Origin of the sequence: Comamonas testosteroni (assembly GCF_030505195.1) — a bacterium.
Taxonomy (GTDB): domain Bacteria; phylum Pseudomonadota; class Gammaproteobacteria; order Burkholderiales; family Burkholderiaceae_C; genus Comamonas; species Comamonas testosteroni_G.
Genome location: NZ_CP129672.1, coordinates 5644587 through 5663352 on the forward strand (window position 1 = coordinate 5644587; position 18766 = coordinate 5663352).

18 protein-coding genes are annotated in these 18766 nt (G+C 56.1%); all 18 read left to right on the forward strand.

Going from position 1 to position 18766, the window contains the following annotated elements:
- Nucleotides 1-353 precede the first annotated feature (353 nt).
- The 18 genes from QYQ99_RS26140 (at nucleotide 354) to QYQ99_RS26225 (ending at nucleotide 18763) form a co-directional block, all read left to right on the forward strand.
- On the forward strand, nucleotides 354-2279 hold the full coding sequence (locus tag QYQ99_RS26140; RefSeq protein ID WP_302090660.1) for a copper resistance system multicopper oxidase: 1926 nt from the start codon (nucleotides 354-356) through the stop codon (nucleotides 2277-2279).
- Nucleotides 2280-2304: 25 nt separating this feature from the next.
- A complete protein-coding gene (locus QYQ99_RS26145; protein ID WP_302090661.1) occupies nucleotides 2305-3276 on the forward strand; it encodes a copper resistance protein B in 972 nt (323 codons plus the stop codon).
- 110 nt (nucleotides 3277-3386) lie between these two features.
- Nucleotides 3387-3773, forward strand: coding sequence for a copper homeostasis periplasmic binding protein CopC (gene copC, locus QYQ99_RS26150; RefSeq protein ID WP_003078546.1), 387 nt, complete (start codon nucleotides 3387-3389; stop codon nucleotides 3771-3773).
- 4 nt (nucleotides 3774-3777) lie between these two features.
- Nucleotides 3778-4704, forward strand: a complete 927-nt coding sequence (copD, locus tag QYQ99_RS26155; RefSeq protein ID WP_302090662.1) for a copper homeostasis membrane protein CopD — start codon at nucleotides 3778-3780, stop codon at nucleotides 4702-4704.
- Between the two features lie 297 nt (nucleotides 4705-5001).
- Entirely contained in the window at nucleotides 5002-7521 is a 2520-nt protein-coding gene (locus QYQ99_RS26160; RefSeq protein ID WP_437439054.1) for a heavy metal translocating P-type ATPase, read from the forward strand.
- A 122-nt stretch (nucleotides 7522-7643) separates the two neighbouring features.
- A complete protein-coding gene (locus QYQ99_RS26165; RefSeq protein WP_302093276.1) occupies nucleotides 7644-7967 on the forward strand; it encodes an ArsR/SmtB family transcription factor in 324 nt (107 codons plus the stop codon).
- A 46-nt stretch (nucleotides 7968-8013) separates the two neighbouring features.
- Nucleotides 8014-8520 carry an arsenate reductase ArsC gene (locus tag QYQ99_RS26170; RefSeq protein ID WP_019042276.1) on the forward strand — a complete coding sequence of 169 codons (507 nt, stop codon included), beginning with the start codon at nucleotides 8014-8016 and terminating at the stop codon, nucleotides 8518-8520.
- Nucleotides 8521-8641: 121 nt separating this feature from the next.
- Nucleotides 8642-9931, forward strand: coding sequence for an arsenic transporter (locus tag QYQ99_RS26175; protein ID WP_302090663.1), 1290 nt, complete (start codon nucleotides 8642-8644; stop codon nucleotides 9929-9931).
- Between the two features lie 25 nt (nucleotides 9932-9956).
- Nucleotides 9957-10388: an arsenate reductase (glutaredoxin) gene (gene arsC / locus QYQ99_RS26180; RefSeq protein WP_302090292.1), complete on the forward strand. Its 432-nt coding sequence runs from the start codon at nucleotides 9957-9959 to the stop codon at nucleotides 10386-10388.
- Nucleotides 10375-11091, forward strand: coding sequence for an arsenical resistance protein ArsH (arsH, locus tag QYQ99_RS26185; protein WP_302090293.1), 717 nt, complete (start codon nucleotides 10375-10377; stop codon nucleotides 11089-11091). The genes arsC and arsH overlap by 14 nt, the downstream gene beginning before the upstream one ends.
- Nucleotides 11092-11100: 9 nt before the next feature.
- Nucleotides 11101-12285 (forward strand): MFS transporter, encoded by a 1185-nt coding sequence (locus QYQ99_RS26190; protein WP_302090664.1) that lies wholly within the window; start codon nucleotides 11101-11103, stop codon nucleotides 12283-12285.
- 19 nt (nucleotides 12286-12304) lie between these two features.
- Nucleotides 12305-13354: an ArsO family NAD(P)H-dependent flavin-containing monooxygenase gene (locus QYQ99_RS26195; protein WP_302090665.1), complete on the forward strand. Its 1050-nt coding sequence runs from the start codon at nucleotides 12305-12307 to the stop codon at nucleotides 13352-13354.
- A gap of 85 nt (nucleotides 13355-13439) precedes the next feature.
- Nucleotides 13440-13790 carry an ArsR/SmtB family transcription factor gene (locus QYQ99_RS26200; protein WP_302090666.1) on the forward strand — a complete coding sequence of 117 codons (351 nt, stop codon included), beginning with the start codon at nucleotides 13440-13442 and terminating at the stop codon, nucleotides 13788-13790.
- A 45-nt stretch (nucleotides 13791-13835) separates the two neighbouring features.
- Nucleotides 13836-14888, forward strand: a complete 1053-nt coding sequence (locus QYQ99_RS26205; RefSeq protein WP_302090667.1) for an FAD-dependent oxidoreductase — start codon at nucleotides 13836-13838, stop codon at nucleotides 14886-14888.
- Nucleotides 14889-15304: 416 nt separating this feature from the next.
- On the forward strand, nucleotides 15305-15658 hold the full coding sequence (locus tag QYQ99_RS26210; protein WP_302090668.1) for a hypothetical protein: 354 nt from the start codon (nucleotides 15305-15307) through the stop codon (nucleotides 15656-15658).
- A 113-nt stretch (nucleotides 15659-15771) separates the two neighbouring features.
- On the forward strand, nucleotides 15772-17031 hold the full coding sequence (locus QYQ99_RS26215) for a TolC family protein (RefSeq protein ID WP_302090669.1): 1260 nt from the start codon (nucleotides 15772-15774) through the stop codon (nucleotides 17029-17031).
- A gap of 116 nt (nucleotides 17032-17147) precedes the next feature.
- Entirely contained in the window at nucleotides 17148-17648 is a 501-nt protein-coding gene (locus tag QYQ99_RS26220; protein WP_302093277.1) for a hypothetical protein, read from the forward strand.
- Nucleotides 17645-18763, forward strand: a complete 1119-nt coding sequence (locus QYQ99_RS26225) for an efflux RND transporter periplasmic adaptor subunit (RefSeq protein WP_302090670.1) — start codon at nucleotides 17645-17647, stop codon at nucleotides 18761-18763. The genes QYQ99_RS26220 and QYQ99_RS26225 overlap by 4 nt, the downstream gene beginning before the upstream one ends.
- Nucleotides 18764-18766 lie beyond the last annotated feature (3 nt).

Below are 18766 nucleotides of genomic sequence, written 5' to 3' on the forward strand. Positions count from 1 at the left end.
TGCAGTGGACGATCAAGAGTGTGCCGAGTTTGATGCCCTCTGACATGAAGATAAGAAAAATGTAATGTTCCTGAAATCCTGGCGATAGAAAGGCTCAACACGGCCTTGTTGTTCCCTCCTGGGAAGCCATCAAGCGTGGTGAGCAGAGTGAACCTTCTGGTTGCAACGAGGGCATTGCTGGATAAAAGCCCTCTGCTGCACCAAACATGACGCGAGCATTACATGAATGTAATGAATGAGTCACTCCACCGAAATTCAGCGCGCCCTAGCATACTGAACATATCGAGCGCTCATTGCATCAGGCAAGCGTTACCGAAAACGAATTTCTTGGAAGCTCTGGAGGATTTCACCTTATGCCGCGTCATTCGCCATTTTTTGTCACTCCCATTCAAGGGTTCTCTCGTCGGCGCTTCGTTCAGGGGCTGGCCGCAGGAGGCGTTCTGGCGGGCCTGTCAACGCAGTCGCTCATGGCATTCGCACAGCAGAGCTCCACAGTCCGCGGGGCCGCTCCGGTGCTGAAGGGTAACGAGTTCGATTTGGTGATCGCCGAGTCCGCCGTGAACTTTACGGGCAAGCCAGGGATGGCGACAACGATCAATGGATCGCTTCCTGCACCAACCCTGCGCTGGCGAGAGGGTGAGACGGTGACGATTCGCGTCACGAACAAGCTTCGCGAGGCCACTTCTATTCATTGGCACGGCATTATCTTGCCCTACCAGATGGACGGAGTTCCAGGCATCAGCTTTGCGGGCATTCCTCCTGGAGAGACGTTTACCTACCGCTTCAAGGTTCAGCAAAGCGGTTCCTACTGGTATCACTCACATTCAGGCATGCAGGAGCTCACCGGCATGTATGGAGCAATCATCATTGATCCCGCAGGCCCTGAGACTATCCGTGCAGATCGTGACCATGTCGTGCTCTTCTCTGACTGGACTGACGAAGACCCCATGCGCGTTTTCGCAAAGCTCAAGGTTCAGGGCGACTACTACAACTACAACCAGCCCACGGTCTTTGATTTCTTCCGTGATGCATCGCGCGATGGCGTGTCAGCGGCATTAGACAAGCGCAAGATGTGGAACGAGATGCGCATGAATCCAACGGATTTAGCCGACCTCTCTTCTGCGACCCTGACCTACCTCGCAAATGGCGTCACGCCTGCCGGCAATTGGACTGCTCTTTTCCGCCCGGGCGAGCGTGTTCGACTGCGCATGGTCAACGGCGCGGGCAATACCTTCTATGACGTACGTATTCCGGGTCTGAAGCTCACTGTGGTGCATGTTGACGGCGTCGACGTAGAGCCTGTGACTGTCGATGAATTCCGATTCGGCCCTGGCGAAACCATAGACGTGATTGTCGAGCCACGTGATGACGCCTATACGATTTTTGCCCAGTCGATGGACCGAACAGGCTACGCACGCGCTACGTTAGCAGTGCGCGAAGGTCTACAAGCTCCTGTCCCTGCACTCGATCCCGTCGAATGGCTGGGTATGAGCGACATGATGGGCGCCATGAGCCATGGCAGTTCCGGAGCCGACATGGACATGACCGGCATGTCTGGGATGACCGGCATGTCTGGGATGACCGGCATGTCTGGGATGACCGGCATGTCTGGGATGACAGGTATGGCCGGGATGGCTGGTATGTCGGGGGCAATGGCCGGCATGGATCATGGTGCGATGGCCGGCATGAATCACGGTGGTATGGCGATGGACCATAGTCAGCATGCCAAGTCTGCTGGGGGCTTGGCAGTGCCCAGCACCACCGCACGCCATGCTCGCACTGAATATGGCGCAAGAACAGATATGCGAGTCGATATGGCCCGCACCAATCTTGACGATCCCGGTATCGGTCTGCGCAATAACGGCAGACGGGTGCTGACCTTGGCAGATCTGCATACACCTTCAGGTCCGATGGACTCGCGCGGTCCTGGACGAGAGGTGGAGTTGCACCTGACGGGCAATATGGAGCGTTATTCCTGGTCTCTTGATGGATTGGAGTTCGGGCAATCAACGCCTGTTCACTTCCGTCACGGCGAGCGTTTGCGAGTCATCCTGCACAACGACACGATGATGACTCACCCTATGCACTTGCATGGGATGTGGAGTGAACTGGAGAGCCCTGATGGTCGATTCCTCGCCCGTCGACACACCTTGCCAGTACAGCCTGCACAACGCATCAGCTTCTTGGTGACGGCAGATGCTCTGGGGCGCTGGGCATGGCATTGCCACCTGATGTTCCACATGGATGCAGGCATGTTCCGCGAAGTCGTAGTGTCTTGAACAAACCTCACAAGGAAGATCAAAAATGTCCAAAGCACTCCCTATTCGTGCATTGTCCACTGCGCTCCTCGCTCTGGTGAGTATGGCGGCCCAAGCGCAAAGCGACCATTCATCGCATGGCCAAGCGGATATGCAAATGGAAGCACCGGCAAGCCCTGCCGCAACTGCAGCTGATCCACATGCAGGTCATGGTGCTATGACCGGCAGCGCTGCAAGCGGCCCTGCGATGGATCACGGCAGCATGCAGATGCAAGGGGGATCCGCACCTCCAGATGCTCGCGACCCTCATGGGTATTCCAATGGGTTGACCTTGGGATCGGGCGATTACGCGGTGCCTGGCGTCCCGCGCTTGATGCTTGCGGACGAGCATACCTTTGCCTCGCTGCGTGGTGAGACCCTGGAACGCCGTTTTTCACGCAGAGGTGATGATTCAACGGCCTATGACTTGCAAGCATGGTACGGGACCTCATACAACAAAGCTGTCTTGAAGGCAGAAGGTGACGTCGCCAAAGGAAAGCTCGAAGAGTCTCGCACCGAACTGCTTTGGAGCCGTGCCGCCACGACCTATTGGGATACACAGTTGGGTCTGCGCTTAGACAACGGCGTGGGACCTAGCCGTCAATGGCTGGCATTTGGTGTACAGGGCCTGGCCCCTTACTGGTTCGAGCTGGAGGCTACAGCCTATGTCGGCAGTGGCGGCAGAACTGCGCTTCGCCTAAATGCAAGCTACGAACTATTGCTGACTCAACGCTTGATCCTTGAGCCTAGAGCTGAAATGCAGTTTTACGGCAAGGATGATCCAGAGCGGCATATCGGCAAGGGCCTAGCCGAAGCATCTGCTGGCCTGCGACTGCGCTACGAGTTCAGCCGTCAGTTCGCTCCATATATCGGAGTGGAACGTGCGGGAAGTTTCGGGCGAACCGCAGATCTCGTTCGTGCCGACGGTGGCCGTGCGCAGCAAACACGTTGGGTGGCCGGTGTCCGCTTCTGGTTCTAGCCAGACCAATGTCCCCTTCCTAGTTGGCGCGTCCTTGGGAGCGCCAACTCTACAGACCTAGATTCGACATCTGTTTTCAAACCACCATCACACTTCGATAGGAGTCTCTCATGAACCGCTCAAACCTGGTCGCTAAGTTCATCGCGCCAATTGCCGCAACACTGTTCGCTTCCGCAGCATTTGCACATCCTTCGTTAGTTTCCTCCTCTCCTGCGGATAAGTCGCAGGTCGCGGCACCTGCCACGATTGAGTTGAAGTTCTCTGAGACGCTGGTTCCTCAGTTCTCGGCAGCGAACTTGATCATGACGGGGATGCCCGGAATGCCGAACCACGGCGCAATGAAGGTCAGCGCAAGCGTCTCTGGCGCTAGCGATGGCAAAACCATGGTCATTACTCCCGCTCAGACGCTTCAACCCGGTGCCTATCGCGTGGATTGGCGTGCAGTGTCGTCAGACACACACCCTATCAATGGCAACGTCACATTCCAGGTGAAGTAAGCAAATGGCCGAGGATTGGTTCACCATCGTATTGCGCCTTGCGCTGTATCTGGACATGGCAGCGGCCTTTGGCGTCGCCATGTTTGGCGTTTATGCCCTTGGCCATGACGAGCGATCCTTGGCAATTGCGCGCTGCTATCGAATATGTGTCGGTGCATTTTCAGCATTCGGAATTGGCCTGTCCGTGGTCAGCATGACAGTCCTTGCCAAGGCCATGTCCGGTGCTCAAACTTACTCCGAGTTGTCAACGCATATCTTCGAGATGCTCATCACCGGCACTCACATGGGCCTTGCTTGGTGCATTCGTATTCTTGCGCTAACGCTTTGCATCTTGATTGCCCTAGTGAAGTTCAATCCAACGTTTCGCTTCGTTGCCATGTCCGCATCTAGCGGTGTAGCGCTGGCGACACTGGCCTGGGCTGGTCATGGAGCGATGGACGATGGAATGCGTGGATACATCCACCTTGCTTCAGACATCTCCCACCTCTGGGCAGCAGGTGCATGGGTCGGCGCGTTGCTTGCTTTTTTGATCTTAGCCACACGTAGGGCAAATGCGACACAGGACACCGTAGCCATATTGAGCCGCACATCAAACGGCTTCGCCCATGTCGGAACTCTGATCGTTTTCGTTCTTGCAATCAGTGGTGTAGTCAACTATGTATTGATCGCAGGGCCTTCGCTTGATCCGCTTGTTTCGACACTCTATGGTCAGTTGCTGCTAGGCAAGCTAATGCTGGTTCTCGGAATGCTTGCTTTGGCAGCTGCAAATCGGTTCCGGCTTAGTCCAAGTCTGGAGGCATCATTGGGTTCAGGGAATCGTGCGCAAGCAGTCTCTAAGCTACGACAGAGCCTGTTCATGGAGACAACACTTGCAGTTCTAGTTTTGGCGAGTGTGGCTTGGTTAGGCATTCTTTCCCCAAAAGGAATTTGATCCACCGAGATCAGCCACCGATAGCAGTTGCGAGAGCTGCGCTCAGAAACAGGCACTGAGAGAGAGGGTGTGTTTCGTTCTAGGATTCATGCCAGGACGACCTCCGTGTCATTTAGTCATGGCAAAGGCCATCTCAACCCAAGAACCAGCACTTAAGTTGAGATGGTCACAAGCACCGCACTTTGGTTGCGGTATCTCAGAATAGGTGGATAGAGTTGTTTTTCGAGCAGATTCTGGCTTGACATTCACATGGTGTAAGGGCCAAGAATCGATCCAACACTGTGAAGGGCCATCTGCATGCAACATCATCAGCATCGATCTTCTTCAGAATCAGTTGAGTTGGAAAACACCAAAACTGACGCCGAGCCTCTGCAAGATCCTGTTTGCGGCATGACTGTCACTCTACAGTCGCCCCATCGGATAGTTCACGAAGGACGGATCTATCGCTTCTGCAGTAACGGTTGCCAGCAAAAATTTGCTCATGGCCCTGCGCAATTCATATCGAGTAACGAGCAGGCTGATCACGCAGGAGAAGGCACAGTCTATGTATGCCCAATGCATCCTGAAGTCCATCAAGATCATCCGGGACGCTGCCCCAAGTGCCAAATGCATTTGGTGCCTGAGGCCCAGTTGCTCAGCTCGCACGAACATGCTCATGTGGCTGCAAGTCATTCAGATCAGAAATCGTTTGATGACTCGGGCGTGGTTCCCGCCGAAACGATCTATACCTGCCCGATGCATCCGGAGGTTCGGCAAGATCATCCCGGAAACTGCGCTAAATGCGGAATGACTCTGGAGCCACTGATCCCGGTTGGAGAAGAGGACAACAGCGAGTTGCAAGACTTTCAACGGCGATTCTGGTGGACGCTCCCACTCACGCTGATTGTTACCACTCTGGCCATGTTCGGACACAAGTTCGGCTGGTTCACTATGCAGACCCAAACATGGGTCGAGTTGACTCTTTCCCTGCCCGTGGTTCTATGGACGGGCTGGCCCTTTTTTGTTCGAGGCTGGCAGTCAATCATCCACCGCAGTCCGAACATGTGGACGTTGATCAGCTTGGGATCGGGAGCCGCCTTTGTCTACAGCCTCGTAGCGACGCTGGCACCTGGTGTGTTTCCTGACTCGTTCGTATCCATGGGCCGTGTAGCTGTTTATTTCGAGGCAGCGGTGGTCATCATTTCTTTGACCATGTTGGGGCAGATCATTGAGCTGAAGGCTCGCTCTCAGACCTCGGCCGCTATCAAATCATTGCTTAGCCTAGCTCCTAAGACGGCAAGGCGTATCAATGCAGATGGCAGTGAGGAAGATGTTCCCCTCAGCCACGTGCATGTCGGAGACCTGCTGCGCGTACGTCCAGGCGAGAAAGTACCTGTGGATGGCATTGTCACGGAAGGTCAAAGCGCCGTTGATGAATCGATGCTCACGGGCGAGCCAATACCTGTGACAAAGCGAGTTGACGACAAACTGATCGGCGCCACACTCAATACGAGTGGAGCTCTGGTCATGAGGTCAGAAAAGGTGGGCACTGCCACCATGCTTTCCCAGATCGTTCAGATGGTTGCATCGGCCCAACGGTCGAAGGCACCGATGCAGCGAATGGCCGACGTAGTGGCTGGAAAGTTCGTTCTGGTTGTCGTGCTAGTTGCTGTAATGACCTTCTTCGTCTGGGGAATTTTTGGCCCAGAGCCCAGTTGGGTGTTTGGGTTGATCAATGCCGTCGCGGTACTCATCATCGCCTGCCCATGTGCGCTAGGTTTGGCCACACCCATGTCAGTAATGGTGGCCACAGGGCGCGCTGCAGAGCAAGGCGTTTTGTTCCGTGACGCGGGCGCCATAGAAAAAATGCGTGAAGTGGATACGCTCATCGTAGATAAAACGGGCACCCTTACAGAAGGTCGGCCTGTGTTCGATAAGGCGATTCCGGCTCCAGATTTCACCGCTGACGAAGTTTTGAGGCTTGCCGCTAGCTTGGATCAGGGTAGCGAGCATCCGCTTGCGGATGCCATCGTCCGAGCTGCACGTGAACAAGGCTTGCAACTCGCTAAACCAGTGGACTTCGATTCCGCCAGCGGTATTGGTGTACGTGGAACCGTTGAGGGGCGGCGCTTGGCATTAGGCAACACCACATTGATGGCTCAAGAAGGCGTTTCTGTATCTTCCTTGCAAGCGGACGGAGAACGCCTGCGAGGAGAGGGTGCAAGCATCATGCATTTAGCGGCTGATGGGAAGTTCGCGGGCATTTTGGCGGTAACAGACCCTATCAAAGCTAGCACTCTGGACGCCATCCAAACGCTTCATGCAAGCGGCTTGCGAATTGTCATGGCGACCGGAGATGGCTTGACTACAGCTAGGGCTGTCGGTGCCAAGCTTGGTATTGATGAAGTACATGGCGAAGTGAAGCCCGCTGACAAGCTTGCTCTCGTGGAGCGATTGCAAAGTGAAGGCCATGTGATTGCCATGGCTGGTGACGGTATCAACGATGCGCCGGCCTTGGCAAAAGCTGATGTAGGTGTAGCCATGGGAACAGGGACCGACGTAGCAATGAACAGCGGTCAGATCACGCTGGTCAAGGGTGATTTGCGTGGCATTGCCCAGTCGCGTGAAATCTCAACTGACACAGTGCGCAACATGCGGCAGAACTTACTATTTGCCTTTATATACAACGGAATTGGTGTGCCGATTGCTGCGGGAGTTCTGTACCCGTTCACTGGGTGGCTTCTTTCGCCAATGATCGCAGCGTTAGCAATGAGCTTAAGTTCAGCATCTGTGATCTTCAACGCGCTGCGGTTGAGTAAGTCGAATCGCCTCAACTGAATTAGCGACCAGTGTCTACGAAATCACTGATTCGGCCCTTTCGCCATAAGCTGCATTTATGGAGGGGTCGACTTTGCTCATAGCTCTATACATCAATTCAATAATTGATGTATTATCAACTCATGCAAGAAGCAAACGTCATTCGCTCACTCTCCGCACTGGCCCATGAGGCCCGATTGCGCGTATTTCGCGCCCTCGTTGTGGCTGGACCTGAAGGCCTGACACCTAGTGCCTTAGCTGAGCGGCTCGGCATCGCGCCGAACGCGCTGTCCTTTCATTTGAAAGAGCTGTTTCATGCCGACCTGGTCACCCAGGAGCGGCAGGGCCGAAACGTGCTCTATCGCGCGGCCTTTCCCGTGATGAACGATCTGTTGGCATATCTCACCGAGAACTGCTGCCAGGGCGCGGTTTGTACCGATGACGCCGTTGCGTCGTGCGAGTGCTAAGCGTCGCTGCAACCTTTTCCCATCCCTAAGTCCCGCTGCTAAAACCATGTCTGACAACAAAGCTCCCCTGAACGTCCTGTTCCTGTGCACCCACAATTCGGCACGCAGCATCTTGGCTGAGGCCTTGCTCAACGATATGGGCCAAGGCCGTTTTAAAGCCTATTCGGCGGGCAGCAGCCCCCGCGAGAATCAGCAACCCAATCCGCTTGGGCTGCAGGTGCTGCAAAAGGCCGGTGTCTCGGTCGAGGGCTTGCGCAGCAAGAGCTGGGACGAATTTGCTGTGCCTGGTGCGCCGCATATGGATCTGATCATCACCGTATGCGACAACGCGGCTGGTGAAGTGTGTCCGTTTTGGCCTGGTCATCCCGCCACAGCGCATTGGGGCTACCCGGACCCCTCGGAAGGCGAGGCCTCTGACGAAGCAAAGCTGGAAGCCTTCCGGCAGACGATGCACATGATTCGTCGTCGCCTGGAGCTATTGGTGAACCTGCCAGCGCAAAAGCTGGAGCAGGCAGTACTGCAGTCCACGGCGCGTGAACTCTCTTCGCACTAAATCCCGTTACTGCAATTGCGATCCAGATCCAGAGTCTGGATTGCAGCACCAGGCTTCACTGACGCCCGCACGCGGTGGGCGACTGATGCCGACTTATAGCTTTTTCTAGGACCTATACGTCATGTTGACGGCCATCCTGATTTTCATCTTCACCCTGGCGCTGGTTATCTGGCAGCCACGCGGCCTTGGCATTGGCTGGAGCGCCTCGATTGGGGCAGGTATCGCGCTGCTGCTGGGGGTTGTGCACATTGCTGATATTCCGGTGGTCTGGCATATCGTCTGGAATGCCACGGCGACCTTTGTCGCCGTCATCATCATCAGCCTTTTGCTGGATGAAGCCGGTTTCTTCGAGTGGGCTGCATTGCACTTTGCCCGCTGGGGTGGCGGCAGCGGAGTCAAGCTGTTTGCTTTCATCGTGCTGCTAGGTGCCGCCGTTTCGGCCCTGTTTGCCAATGACGGAGCCGCGCTGATTCTCACGCCCATCGTGATGGCCATGTTGGTGGCGCTGGGCTTTTCTCCGGCAGCCACGCTGGCGTTTGTCATGGCTGCCGGTTTTATTGCCGACACTGCAAGCCTGCCGCTGATCGTCTCCAATCTGGTGAATATCGTCTCCGCTGACTTTTTCAAGATCGGCTTCAACGACTACGCATCGGTGATGGTGCCGGTCAACATCGCCTCGGTCCTGGCCAGCCTCGGTGTGCTGCTGCTGTTTTTCCGCCGCGATATTCCTGCCACCTACGACGTGGCCCAGCTCAAACAGCCGTCGGCTGCGATCAAGGATCTGGCCACCTTCCAGGCTGGCTGGGTCGTGCTGGTCTTGCTTCTGGTCGGCTTCTTCGCGCTGGAGCCTCTGGGCGTCCCTGTCAGTGCTGTGGCCGCTGTGGGGGCCGCTATCTTGCTGGCGGTGGCTGCGCGTGGCCATGTCATCAGCACCAGGAAGGTGCTCCATGGCGCTCCGTGGCAGATCGTGGTGTTCTCGCTGGGTATGTATCTGGTGGTCTACGGGCTGCGCAACGCGGGCCTCACGGACTACATCGCCATGTTGCTGAATCAGTTTGCAGCCGGTGGCGTGTGGACCGCATCGCTGGGCACGGGCGTGCTGTCTGCGGTGCTGTCTTCCATCATGAACAACATGCCCACGGTCTTGATCGGAGCACTGTCCATCGATGCATCCACGGCCAGCGGTGCGGTCAAGGAGGCCATGGTCTACGCCAATGTGATTGGCTGCGATCTCGGCCCCAAGATCACGCCGATTGGCAGCCTGGCCACGCTCCTTTGGCTGCATGTGCTCGCCAAGAAGGGCACAACCATTGGCTGGGGCTACTACTTCAAAGTTGGTGCAGTGCTAACCATGCCCGTGCTGCTCATCACACTTGCAGCGCTGGCCTTGCGGCTCAGCGTGACGTCATGAACCTTTCCAACGGAAATCTAGCGCTATGAGCGACATCACGATTTACCACAACCCTGCTTGCGGTACCTCTCGCAATGTTCTGGCCCTGATCCGCAACAGCGGGGAAGAGCCTAAGGTCATTGAGTACCTCAAGACGCCTCCTGATCGCGCCACCCTGGTGGGCCTGATCCAAGCCATGGGCATGCCCGTGCGCGAAGTGTTGCGCCAAAAAGGCACACCCTATGAGGAGCTCGGGCTGGGTGATCCCAAATGGACGGACGAGCAGTTGATTGATTTCATGCTCCAGCACCCCATCCTGATTAATAGGCCGATAGTGGTCACCCCCCTGGGAACCCGCTTGTGCCGTCCCTCGGAAGCCGTGCTGGACATCCTCCCTCAGCCGCAACAGGCTGCCTTTTCCAAGGAGGACGGCGAAACCGTTATTGACTCGAAAGGAAACCGAATTGGCAAGCGCTGATCTACCGAATCTCGACGAACAAGTCTTTGAAAAGCCCAGCTTGGAAGGCCTTTTGCCCGCACAGCGTGCGACGCACGCGCCGCGAATTCTGCTGCTGTATGGCTCGGTTCGTGACCGCTCCTATAGCCGCCTGTTGACCGAAGAAGCCGCGCGCCTGCTGCGCAAGATGGGGGCCGAGACCAGGATCTTCGATCCGCGTGACCTGCCTCAGCCCGATGGTGCCCCTGACGATCACCCAAAGGTCAAGGAACTGCGTGAGCTGGCTGTGTGGGCCGAGGGTATGGTCTGGACGTCCCCTGAGCGTCATGGCGCGATGAGCAGCATCCTCAAAGCGCAGATAGACTGGATTCCTTTGTCCGCTGGTGCCGTGCGACCGACGCAAGGCAAGACACTGGCAGTGATGCAAGTCTCTGGCGGCTCGCAGTCGTTCAATGCGGTCAACCAGATGCGTGTGTTAGGTCGCTGGATGCGCATGATCACTATCCCGAATCAGTCGTCCGTTGCCAAGGCATTTGCCGAGTTCGATGAGGCTGGCCGGATGAAGCCCTCTTCGTATTACGAGAGGGTGGTGGATGTGATGGAAGAGCTGGTCAAGTTCACGCTGCTGACGCGAGACTGTTCGGACTACCTGGTGGATCGCTATAGCGAGCGCCGTGAAAGTGCTGAAGAACTGTCCAAACGGGTCAATCAACGCAGCATTTAAACGATACAGATGGCACTGAACCGCACGCAAGTCACAGTCATGCTCGGGATTGCCCAGACCCTGTCCTGGGCCTCGTCGTACTACTTGCTTGCGGTGCTGGCCAAGCCAATCAGTCAGTCGACAAGCACCTCGTACTCTCTGGTGTTCGGCGCATTCTCGGCAGCCTTGCTGGTGACTGCGGCGGTAGGCCCCATCGCGGGCCGACTGATTGATCGCTTTGGCGGAAGGTCGGTGCTTCTCGCCAGCAATCTGGTTTTTGCCTGTGGCTTGCTGATGTTGAGCCAGGCCGCGCAGACACTGCATATCTTCGTGGCGTGGGCGTTCATGGGCGTGGCGATGGGCAGCGGCCTCTACGAAGCCGCGTTTGCCAGTGTTGTGCACCTGTATGGCCAGGATGCGCGCCCAGCCATTACCGGAATCACGCTTTTTGCTGGCTTTGCCAGCACCGTGGGCTGGCCGCTTTCCAGCTATCTGGAAGGTCTTTACGACTGGCGTGTCGTATGCATGTTCTGGGCCGCTTTGCACCTGCTGCTCGGCCTTCCGCTCAATGCCTTGTTATCGCGTGCCAAGCCCAACCCGAGGGAAGTGGTCGAAGAACAAAAGCCGCCTGGAGCTGAGTCTCAGGGCGGAAACAACGCAGGCATCAGTCTTAAGCGCACTGCCTATCTGATGGCCTACGTTTTCGCGGCGTCCTGGTTCATCAGCACAGCCATGGCTTCCCACCTGCCTCAGATACTTCAGGCCAGCGGTGCAACTTTGGCTGCTTCGATTGCTGCCGCTGCATTGGTCGGGCCTGCCCAGGTTGCAGGTCGGGTGCTGGAATACAGCTTTCTCAAGAAAGCACACCCGTTGCTGTCGGCGCGCCTGGCCATTCTTGCCCATCCATTGGCTGCCGTCTGTCTGGCCCTGGCTGGTGCGTCGGCAGCCAGCGTTTTTGCCATCCTGCACGGCCTTGGCAATGGCATCTTGACGATTGCCATAGGCACACTGCCGCTCAAGGTGTTCGGATCTCAAGGGTATGGCCAGCGCCAAGGTTGGCTCATGGTTCCAGCACGTATCGTGCAGGCAGGCTCACCATTTCTTTTCGGGCTGGCTGTCGCAAATGGGGGCAGCCAGGCTCTGTGGCTGTCTTCCCTGCTGGCGATCAGCGCATTTGCAGCTCTGTGGTCGATGCGTGTGAATGCACAGCAATGAAGACAAAGAGAGGTCAACAATGTCGTTTCACGATGTGATCATCGTTGGGGCAGGTCAAGCAGGCCTATCGGTGGCGTACTTCCTGCGTCGCTCCAATCTGTCGGTGCTGCTGCTGGATGCCGAGGAAGCCGGAGGCGGGGCCTGGCAGCATGGATGGGACTCGTTGAGGCTTTTTTCTCCCGCCTCGTGGAGTTCCATTGCGGGATGGCCGATGCCTGCTTCGGGTGACCAGTATCCAAGTCGTGACCACGTGGTCGACTATCTGCGCAAGTACGAGGCACGCTACGAACTCAAGATCGAGAGGCCGGTTCGCGTCACAGGCATTGAATCCACTGAGCAAGGCTTTCAGGTCAATGCTGGAGCAAGAAGCTGGCATTCGCGTGCCGTTGTATTTGCCACGGGAACATGGCGAAATCCATTTGTTCCCAACGTTGAGGGTTTGACGTCCTTTAAGGGACAACAGTTGCACTCAGCTCAGTACGTATCACCTGAGCCCTTCAAAGGTAAGAGGGTGGTGGTGGTCGGCGGAGGAAACTCCGGCGCACAGATCCTGGCGGAAGTTTCGCTTGTTGCGCAGTCCACGACCTGGGTCACGCTGGAGCCTCCAGCCTTTTTACCGGACGAGGTTGATGGGCGAGTACTCTTTGAGAGGGCCACTGCACGCTGGCAGGCCTTGCAGGAAGGCAAAGATCCCGAGAACCTGCCAGGCGGCTTTGGCGACATCGTGATGGTTCCCCCGGTCCTAGACGCACGCCAGCGCGGCGTGCTGCATTCTGTCAGCTCATTTGCGAAGCTCACGGCGGACGGCGCTCAATGGGGCGACGGAAGTACCAAGCCCTTCGACGCGATCATCTGGTGTACCGGCTTTAGGCCTGCGTTGCAGCCTCTGGAGACTCTTGGCGTTGTCAAGGAATCAAGAATCGCGGTTGACGGCACACAGGTGCGTGGCGTCCCAGGTTTATGGCTTGTGGGCTACGGGGAGTGGACCGGGCCTGCGTCGGCCACGCTCATTGGAGTCATGCGCACGGCGCGAAGCACCGCCGTGGAAGTTGAGCAGTACCTCTCGTAAAAAGTTGTTTGTCCATCCTCTCTGGAGACATACTCGGGTGGGGTGCACTTTACATGTGCAAACCTATGCACATATGATTGCCACTATGTCCTCCGAAATTTCAATTCGTACTCAGGCGATTGAGGCCGCAATTGCCTCGCTAGACAGCAACTTTTTTCGAGCGCTGTGTGAACCTACACGAGTCGCAGTGCTTAAGCGTGTTATGCAATTGGGCAGAGCGGATGTGACCGCGATTGCAGCTGACCTTCCTCAAGAGCGATCCGTTGTGTCGCGCCATCTGCAAGTCTTGCTGGATGCACGGATCGTGCGAGCCACCAAAGTTGGTCGCCAAATGTTCTATGAGGTGGATGGTCCAGCCATCATTGCCCGCCTAGAAGGCATTCTCAAACATACGCAAGGCATAGCGGCACACTGCTGCCCCGCCACCTCACTGTAGATCTTGTCCATTTTTTTACAATGAAATGTGTATATGTGCACACAAATGAACAATTTGAGTAAGAGGTACGATGTAATCGTCGTTGGTGGAGGCCAAGCAGGACTGGCCTGCGGCTGGCACCTGAAGAAGCGTGGCTTGGACTTCACAATACTGGACGAGCAGGATAAACCTGGGGGGAACTGGCGCCACTACTACGACAGTCTCACACTGTTTTCCCCTGCTTCGTACTCGTCTCTTCCTGGAATGCCTTTTCCTGGGGCACCCTCAGCGTACCCTCGACGCGACGAAGTGGTGAAGTACTTGGAGCAATACAGCAAGCATTTCGAACTGCCTGTGCAGCCGAACATTCGCATCGTGCGTGTGTACCGGGACAGCGGTGGATTTCGACTTCTCTCAGAAAATGGAATGGAGTTTTCTACGAGAGCAATTGTTGTGGCGACTGGCGCATTTAGTCGTCCCTTCATTCCTAACATTGCCGGTCTCCACAGCTTAGAGGGAATGAAGATTCACAGTTCATCCTACCGAAATGTGCAGCCTTTTGTCGGGAAGAAGGTTGTAGTCGTTGGAGCCGCAAACTCTGCGCTGCAAATCGCCTACGAACTTGCGCAAGTAGCCAAAGTAACATTGGCCACGCGTGAAAAGGTTCGGTTCTTTCCACAACGGATTCTGGGAGTCGACTTCCATTCTTGGCTCAAATGGACGGGCCTAGAAAGAACACGCTGGCTCAATGATCAAAGTACACCGGTACTTGATGACGGCACTTACCGAAATGCGCTCAAGTCTGGTCTGTTTGCGCACAATTCAATGTTTGAGCGAGTAACGTCCAGCGGCGTAGTCTGGCCAAGTGGAGCAGAAGATCAAATTGACAGCATCATCTTCGCGACAGGTTTTCGTCCAAATATCAAGCCGTTCGAGCCACTGGATATCCTGGACCCACAGCAAGGCGTCAAGCAACATCAAGGGGTTTCTACTTCAAACCCTGGCATCTTCTTCGTGGGTTTGCCGAAGCAGCGAAACTTCGCTTCAGCAACCCTCCGCGGTGTTGGCCCTGATTCTGAGCAAATCATGGACTCCCTACACAAGTATCTCAATATCTAAGGCACCATCGGGCTCTACCAAACACCGACCCTATGTAGAGTCGTCCCAGCAATGCTCAAAGAGCGATCATCACTTGTACGTCTAGGTGCCAAGTTCTCCAACGACATGTGAATGGCTGTGGCCCGTGGTTCGCCGCCAACTTATGAGCAATGTGCAATCGACTAAAAATGTGAATCCTCAGTTGAGCGTCCGCTTTTCATACGTATGAACGACCGCTGCGGGTAGTTCAGCGACAGTCGCAGATCGGCCAGCAACTGACTTTCATGACTTTTTAGGGAGTGACAGCTTCTTGCCTCAAAAGAGGCATTACTCAAACTCAGCCACGATGAGCAATGCCGATTTGGCCATCGCCATCAGCAATTTCTCAGCAGCCACAAATGTCGTGGGGTAACTCTGCTGCATATAATTTCAGACCTATGATCCGCCGTCTGGCCATGTTCTTCGTGATACTGAGCGTCTTCTGGCAAGCCCTTGCTGTGGCTGGCCAGATGCCTGTCTTTGCGTCTCATGAAGCACTTGAGCATGCGGCGATGCATCTTCAAGAGGAAGGCCACCACCACCATGATGATGGTGCCGTGGAGCTCGATGACTCCTCTGATTCCAAACTGCACATGATGGCCAATGGGATGCCATCTGCAGCGCTCGAAGTTTTCACCTTGAGCGTTCCTGCACTCGACTGGGGAAGTTCTCCACCCAGTGCAGCCCTCGACTCCACACTCCCGTACCCCATCCTGGAAGGTCTTCGACGGCCTCCCAAACACACTGCCTAGCTCACTTTAGGTCGGCTTCATTCGCCTGAAGCCATCCCTTTGTTCGTGCATGTCATATCTGTCGAGGTGCATAGCGACGGCGTTTCATTGCACTCAGAGCATTTAGAGGCTTTGTGAACCCCAAATTCAGATGGAGACTCTGCATCCTTGCAGGGCTGACGTCGGCGTGCACTTCCTATGCACAGCCGATGGAAGGCGTTGCTGCGCCCAGTTTGAGCAGCAACATTCAAAAAACAACCCTGGCGTCTGCCGTGGAAAGGGCCTGGAACTGCGCCGTTGCTTCTGCCGAGGCTGCAGGCATTTCTCGGCAGGCAGCCGCAGAAAAGCAAGCATCAAGTGCTCTTTGGGCTGCACCTCCCTCAGTGGAGTTGAGCCACCGCAATGACCGCCTGCAAAGCAACAATGGCGCTCGCGAGACTGAAGTAGCTTTGGCGGTGCCGCTCTGGCTTCCTGGCCAGAAAAGCGCCAAGCAGCAAGCCGCAGATTCGCTGTCATCTCTCTCACAGTTGTCTGAAGCTGAGGGAAAACTGCGTGTTGCAGAGGTCGTCCGTGAGTTGCATTGGCAGATTGCTGAGTTGCAAGCCAGCCAATCTTTGTCAAAGCAGCAGACCAGCACTTTTGCGGCCATCGCATCCGACGTGGATAAACGTGTCAAAGCTGGTGATCTGGCAAGAGCAGATGCTTTGGCAGCCAAGGGGGAGCTTTTAAGCGCACAAGCAGCTCAGTCACAGGCTGAAACCCAGCTTGAAGCAGCAAAGCGCCAGTGGACAGCCTTGACAGGATTGGCCCAAACACCTGACGCTACGTTTGCGAGTGCTGAAAGCCCGTCTCCTCGCCGGTTGGCTGAGCATCCCGAGCTGTTGCGTGCAGAACAGCAAGTAGACCTGGCACGTAAGCGTTTGGACTTGGTTGCCAAATCGAATCGCATTGCTCCAGAGCTGATCACCAAGCTCAGGCAAGACATGCCTGGCCATGGCCAGGGCTCCGCCTACAGCCTGGGCCTTGCAGTGCGTATTCCGTTCGGCACAGACGATAGAAATGCACCCTTGCAAGCTGCCGCCTTGACCGAGCTGGACATAGCTCAGCGCAAGGAGCAGGTGCTTCGTGCTCAGTTGTCTGCTCGCATGGAAAGCGCCAAGGCTGCAGCAGAGGCAAGTCAGTTGCAGTTGCAGACCGAGCGTGAAAAAGCCTCTTTGCTTAACGAACGAGCCAAGCTGATTCGCGCCTCCTTCAATGCAGGCGAGACATCGCTCCCAGAGCTCCTGCGCGCAGCCAGTGCCGCAGCTCAAGCTGACTACAGCGCTGCTCGGCAAGAGGCTGCATTTGGCCTCGCACGTGCACGTCTTCAACAAGCCTACGGACAACTGCCATGAATTCCCCGTTTTCAACTCCTTGCGCTGTGAAGCGCTTGCTCTCATTGGGCGGCTTCGCCCTTTCTACAGGGATCGCCTTGGCATCCCCTGGTGCACACGGTCCCAATGGAGAGCATTTGGATGCTGCCCCCACGGCAGGAGCCACGTCTTCTGCACCCAGGTTCGAGACCAAGTCGGAAAACTACGAGCTGGTTGGTCGCCTGCAGGGCGGTGAGTTTTCGATGTTTATCAATCGATTCGCTACCAATGAGCCCGTAGATCAAGCCAAAGTGGAAGTCGAACTGGGCCCGCTGAAAGCCCCTGCGCCATATCACTCGGACCAGGGCGACTATGCCGTGGCTGACGAGAAGTTTTTGGCAGAACTCGGCAAAAAAGGGTCACACGCGCTGGTGATCACGATTCTGGACGGCAAAGAGTCTGACCTGCTGGACGGTACTTTGGAAGTCGGGGCGACCCAGGCTGCAGCTGAGGCCACCCATGCTCATGGAGATGAAAACGCTTTGCTGTTTGGCGCATTGGCAATTGCGGCATTGGCGGCATTGGCCGCAGTGGGCGGATTGGGATGGCTCTTGGGCCGTGGCTCTAACAGCAAAGTAGCAAAGGGAGGCGCCCAATGAAGCGCATCGTCATCATGTCTGCGGTCTTGGCCGTCACCATGGCTCAAGCCTCTCCGGGCGCTCATGGCCCCAACGGAGAGCATCTGGATACGGCCTCGGCCACTCCATCGGCAGCAGGTTTGAGTCGCTTGCCTGATGGCAGCGTCAATGTGCCCATGCTGTCCCAGCGCCGATTGGCAATTCGCACGGAAATTGCCTTGATGTCCGAAGCAAGCGCAACCACCGAACTGCCAGCCAAAGTCATTGCGGACCCCAATGCAAGTGGCCTGGTTCAGACGGTTGTGGGCGGAAAGATTGAGGCCGGAGCCCAAGGCTTGCCGTTCGCTGGCAAGACTGTACGCAAAGGGGAAGTCCTGGCGGTCGTAGCCCATCACGCAGAGCCACTGGCCTTGTCTGGGCAGCGTGCCCAGTTGGCCGAACTCAGAGGTGCCCGCGAAATTGCACAGAAGCGTGTGGAGCGACTCAAAGGGCTTGAAGGCACTGTCCCACGCAAAGAGATTGAAGCGGCTCAGACAGAGCTTGCAAGCCTACGGGCGCGTGAAAGCGCAATCGGTGGCGGACTTGCTGCCAAGGAAAACGTGGTAGCTCCCGTCTCGGGTGTCATCGCTAGCGCCAATGTGGTGCTCGGCCAGGTTGTCGAATCCAAGAATGTCTTGTTTGAGATCACCGATTCAGCCAAGGTCATGGTGGAGGCCACAACGGCCGATCCTGCTTTAGCAGCCAACATCAGTGCAGCAACGATCAAAGCGACTCCGGGAGTCCGTTTGGAGCTCATTGGTGCTGGTCGAAGCTTGCGTGACGGTGTGTTGCCATTGACCTTCAAGGCGGTTGCATCCGATGCCACTCAACAGCTACCGATTGCTATTGGCCAACCTGTCACCGTGATTGCCAACTCCAAGCAAAGTGTCAAAGGCTTTGTTCTTCCCGCACAGGCGATCACCCGCAATCCGGCCAATGAGCCTGTCGTCTGGATTAAGTCAGGTGCAGAGCGCTATATCCCGCAACCCGTGCAGTACCAAGTGCTAGATGCGAACCGGATCGTCGTCACCAAGGGGCTTGGCGATGAGAACCGGGTCGTGGTTCAAGGTGCGGCGCTGATAGCACAAATCCGCTGAACT

What these genes read in the sequence shown, in the direction of transcription:
- QYQ99_RS26140 (WP_302090660.1), top strand. Translation starts at nt 354, where the DNA reads ATGCCGCGTCATTCGCCATTTTTTGTCACTCCCATTCAAGGGTTCTCT.
- QYQ99_RS26145 (WP_302090661.1), top strand. Translation starts at nt 2,305, where the DNA reads ATGTCCAAAGCACTCCCTATTCGTGCATTGTCCACTGCGCTCCTCGCT.
- copC (WP_003078546.1), top strand. Translation starts at nt 3,387, where the DNA reads ATGAACCGCTCAAACCTGGTCGCTAAGTTCATCGCGCCAATTGCCGCA.
- copD (WP_302090662.1), top strand. Translation starts at nt 3,778, where the DNA reads ATGGCCGAGGATTGGTTCACCATCGTATTGCGCCTTGCGCTGTATCTG.
- QYQ99_RS26160 (WP_437439054.1), top strand. Translation starts at nt 5,002, where the DNA reads ATGCAACATCATCAGCATCGATCTTCTTCAGAATCAGTTGAGTTGGAA.
- QYQ99_RS26165 (WP_302093276.1), top strand. Translation starts at nt 7,644, where the DNA reads ATGCAAGAAGCAAACGTCATTCGCTCACTCTCCGCACTGGCCCATGAG.
- QYQ99_RS26170 (WP_019042276.1), top strand. Translation starts at nt 8,014, where the DNA reads ATGTCTGACAACAAAGCTCCCCTGAACGTCCTGTTCCTGTGCACCCAC.
- QYQ99_RS26175 (WP_302090663.1), top strand. Translation starts at nt 8,642, where the DNA reads ATGTTGACGGCCATCCTGATTTTCATCTTCACCCTGGCGCTGGTTATC.
- arsC (WP_302090292.1), top strand. Translation starts at nt 9,957, where the DNA reads ATGAGCGACATCACGATTTACCACAACCCTGCTTGCGGTACCTCTCGC.
- QYQ99_RS26190 (WP_302090664.1), top strand. Translation starts at nt 11,101, where the DNA reads ATGGCACTGAACCGCACGCAAGTCACAGTCATGCTCGGGATTGCCCAG.
- QYQ99_RS26195 (WP_302090665.1), top strand. Translation starts at nt 12,305, where the DNA reads ATGTCGTTTCACGATGTGATCATCGTTGGGGCAGGTCAAGCAGGCCTA.
- QYQ99_RS26200 (WP_302090666.1), top strand. Translation starts at nt 13,440, where the DNA reads ATGTCCTCCGAAATTTCAATTCGTACTCAGGCGATTGAGGCCGCAATT.
- QYQ99_RS26205 (WP_302090667.1), top strand. Translation starts at nt 13,836, where the DNA reads ATGAACAATTTGAGTAAGAGGTACGATGTAATCGTCGTTGGTGGAGGC.
- QYQ99_RS26210 (WP_302090668.1), top strand. Translation starts at nt 15,305, where the DNA reads ATGATCCGCCGTCTGGCCATGTTCTTCGTGATACTGAGCGTCTTCTGG.
- QYQ99_RS26225 (WP_302090670.1), top strand. Translation starts at nt 17,645, where the DNA reads ATGAAGCGCATCGTCATCATGTCTGCGGTCTTGGCCGTCACCATGGCT.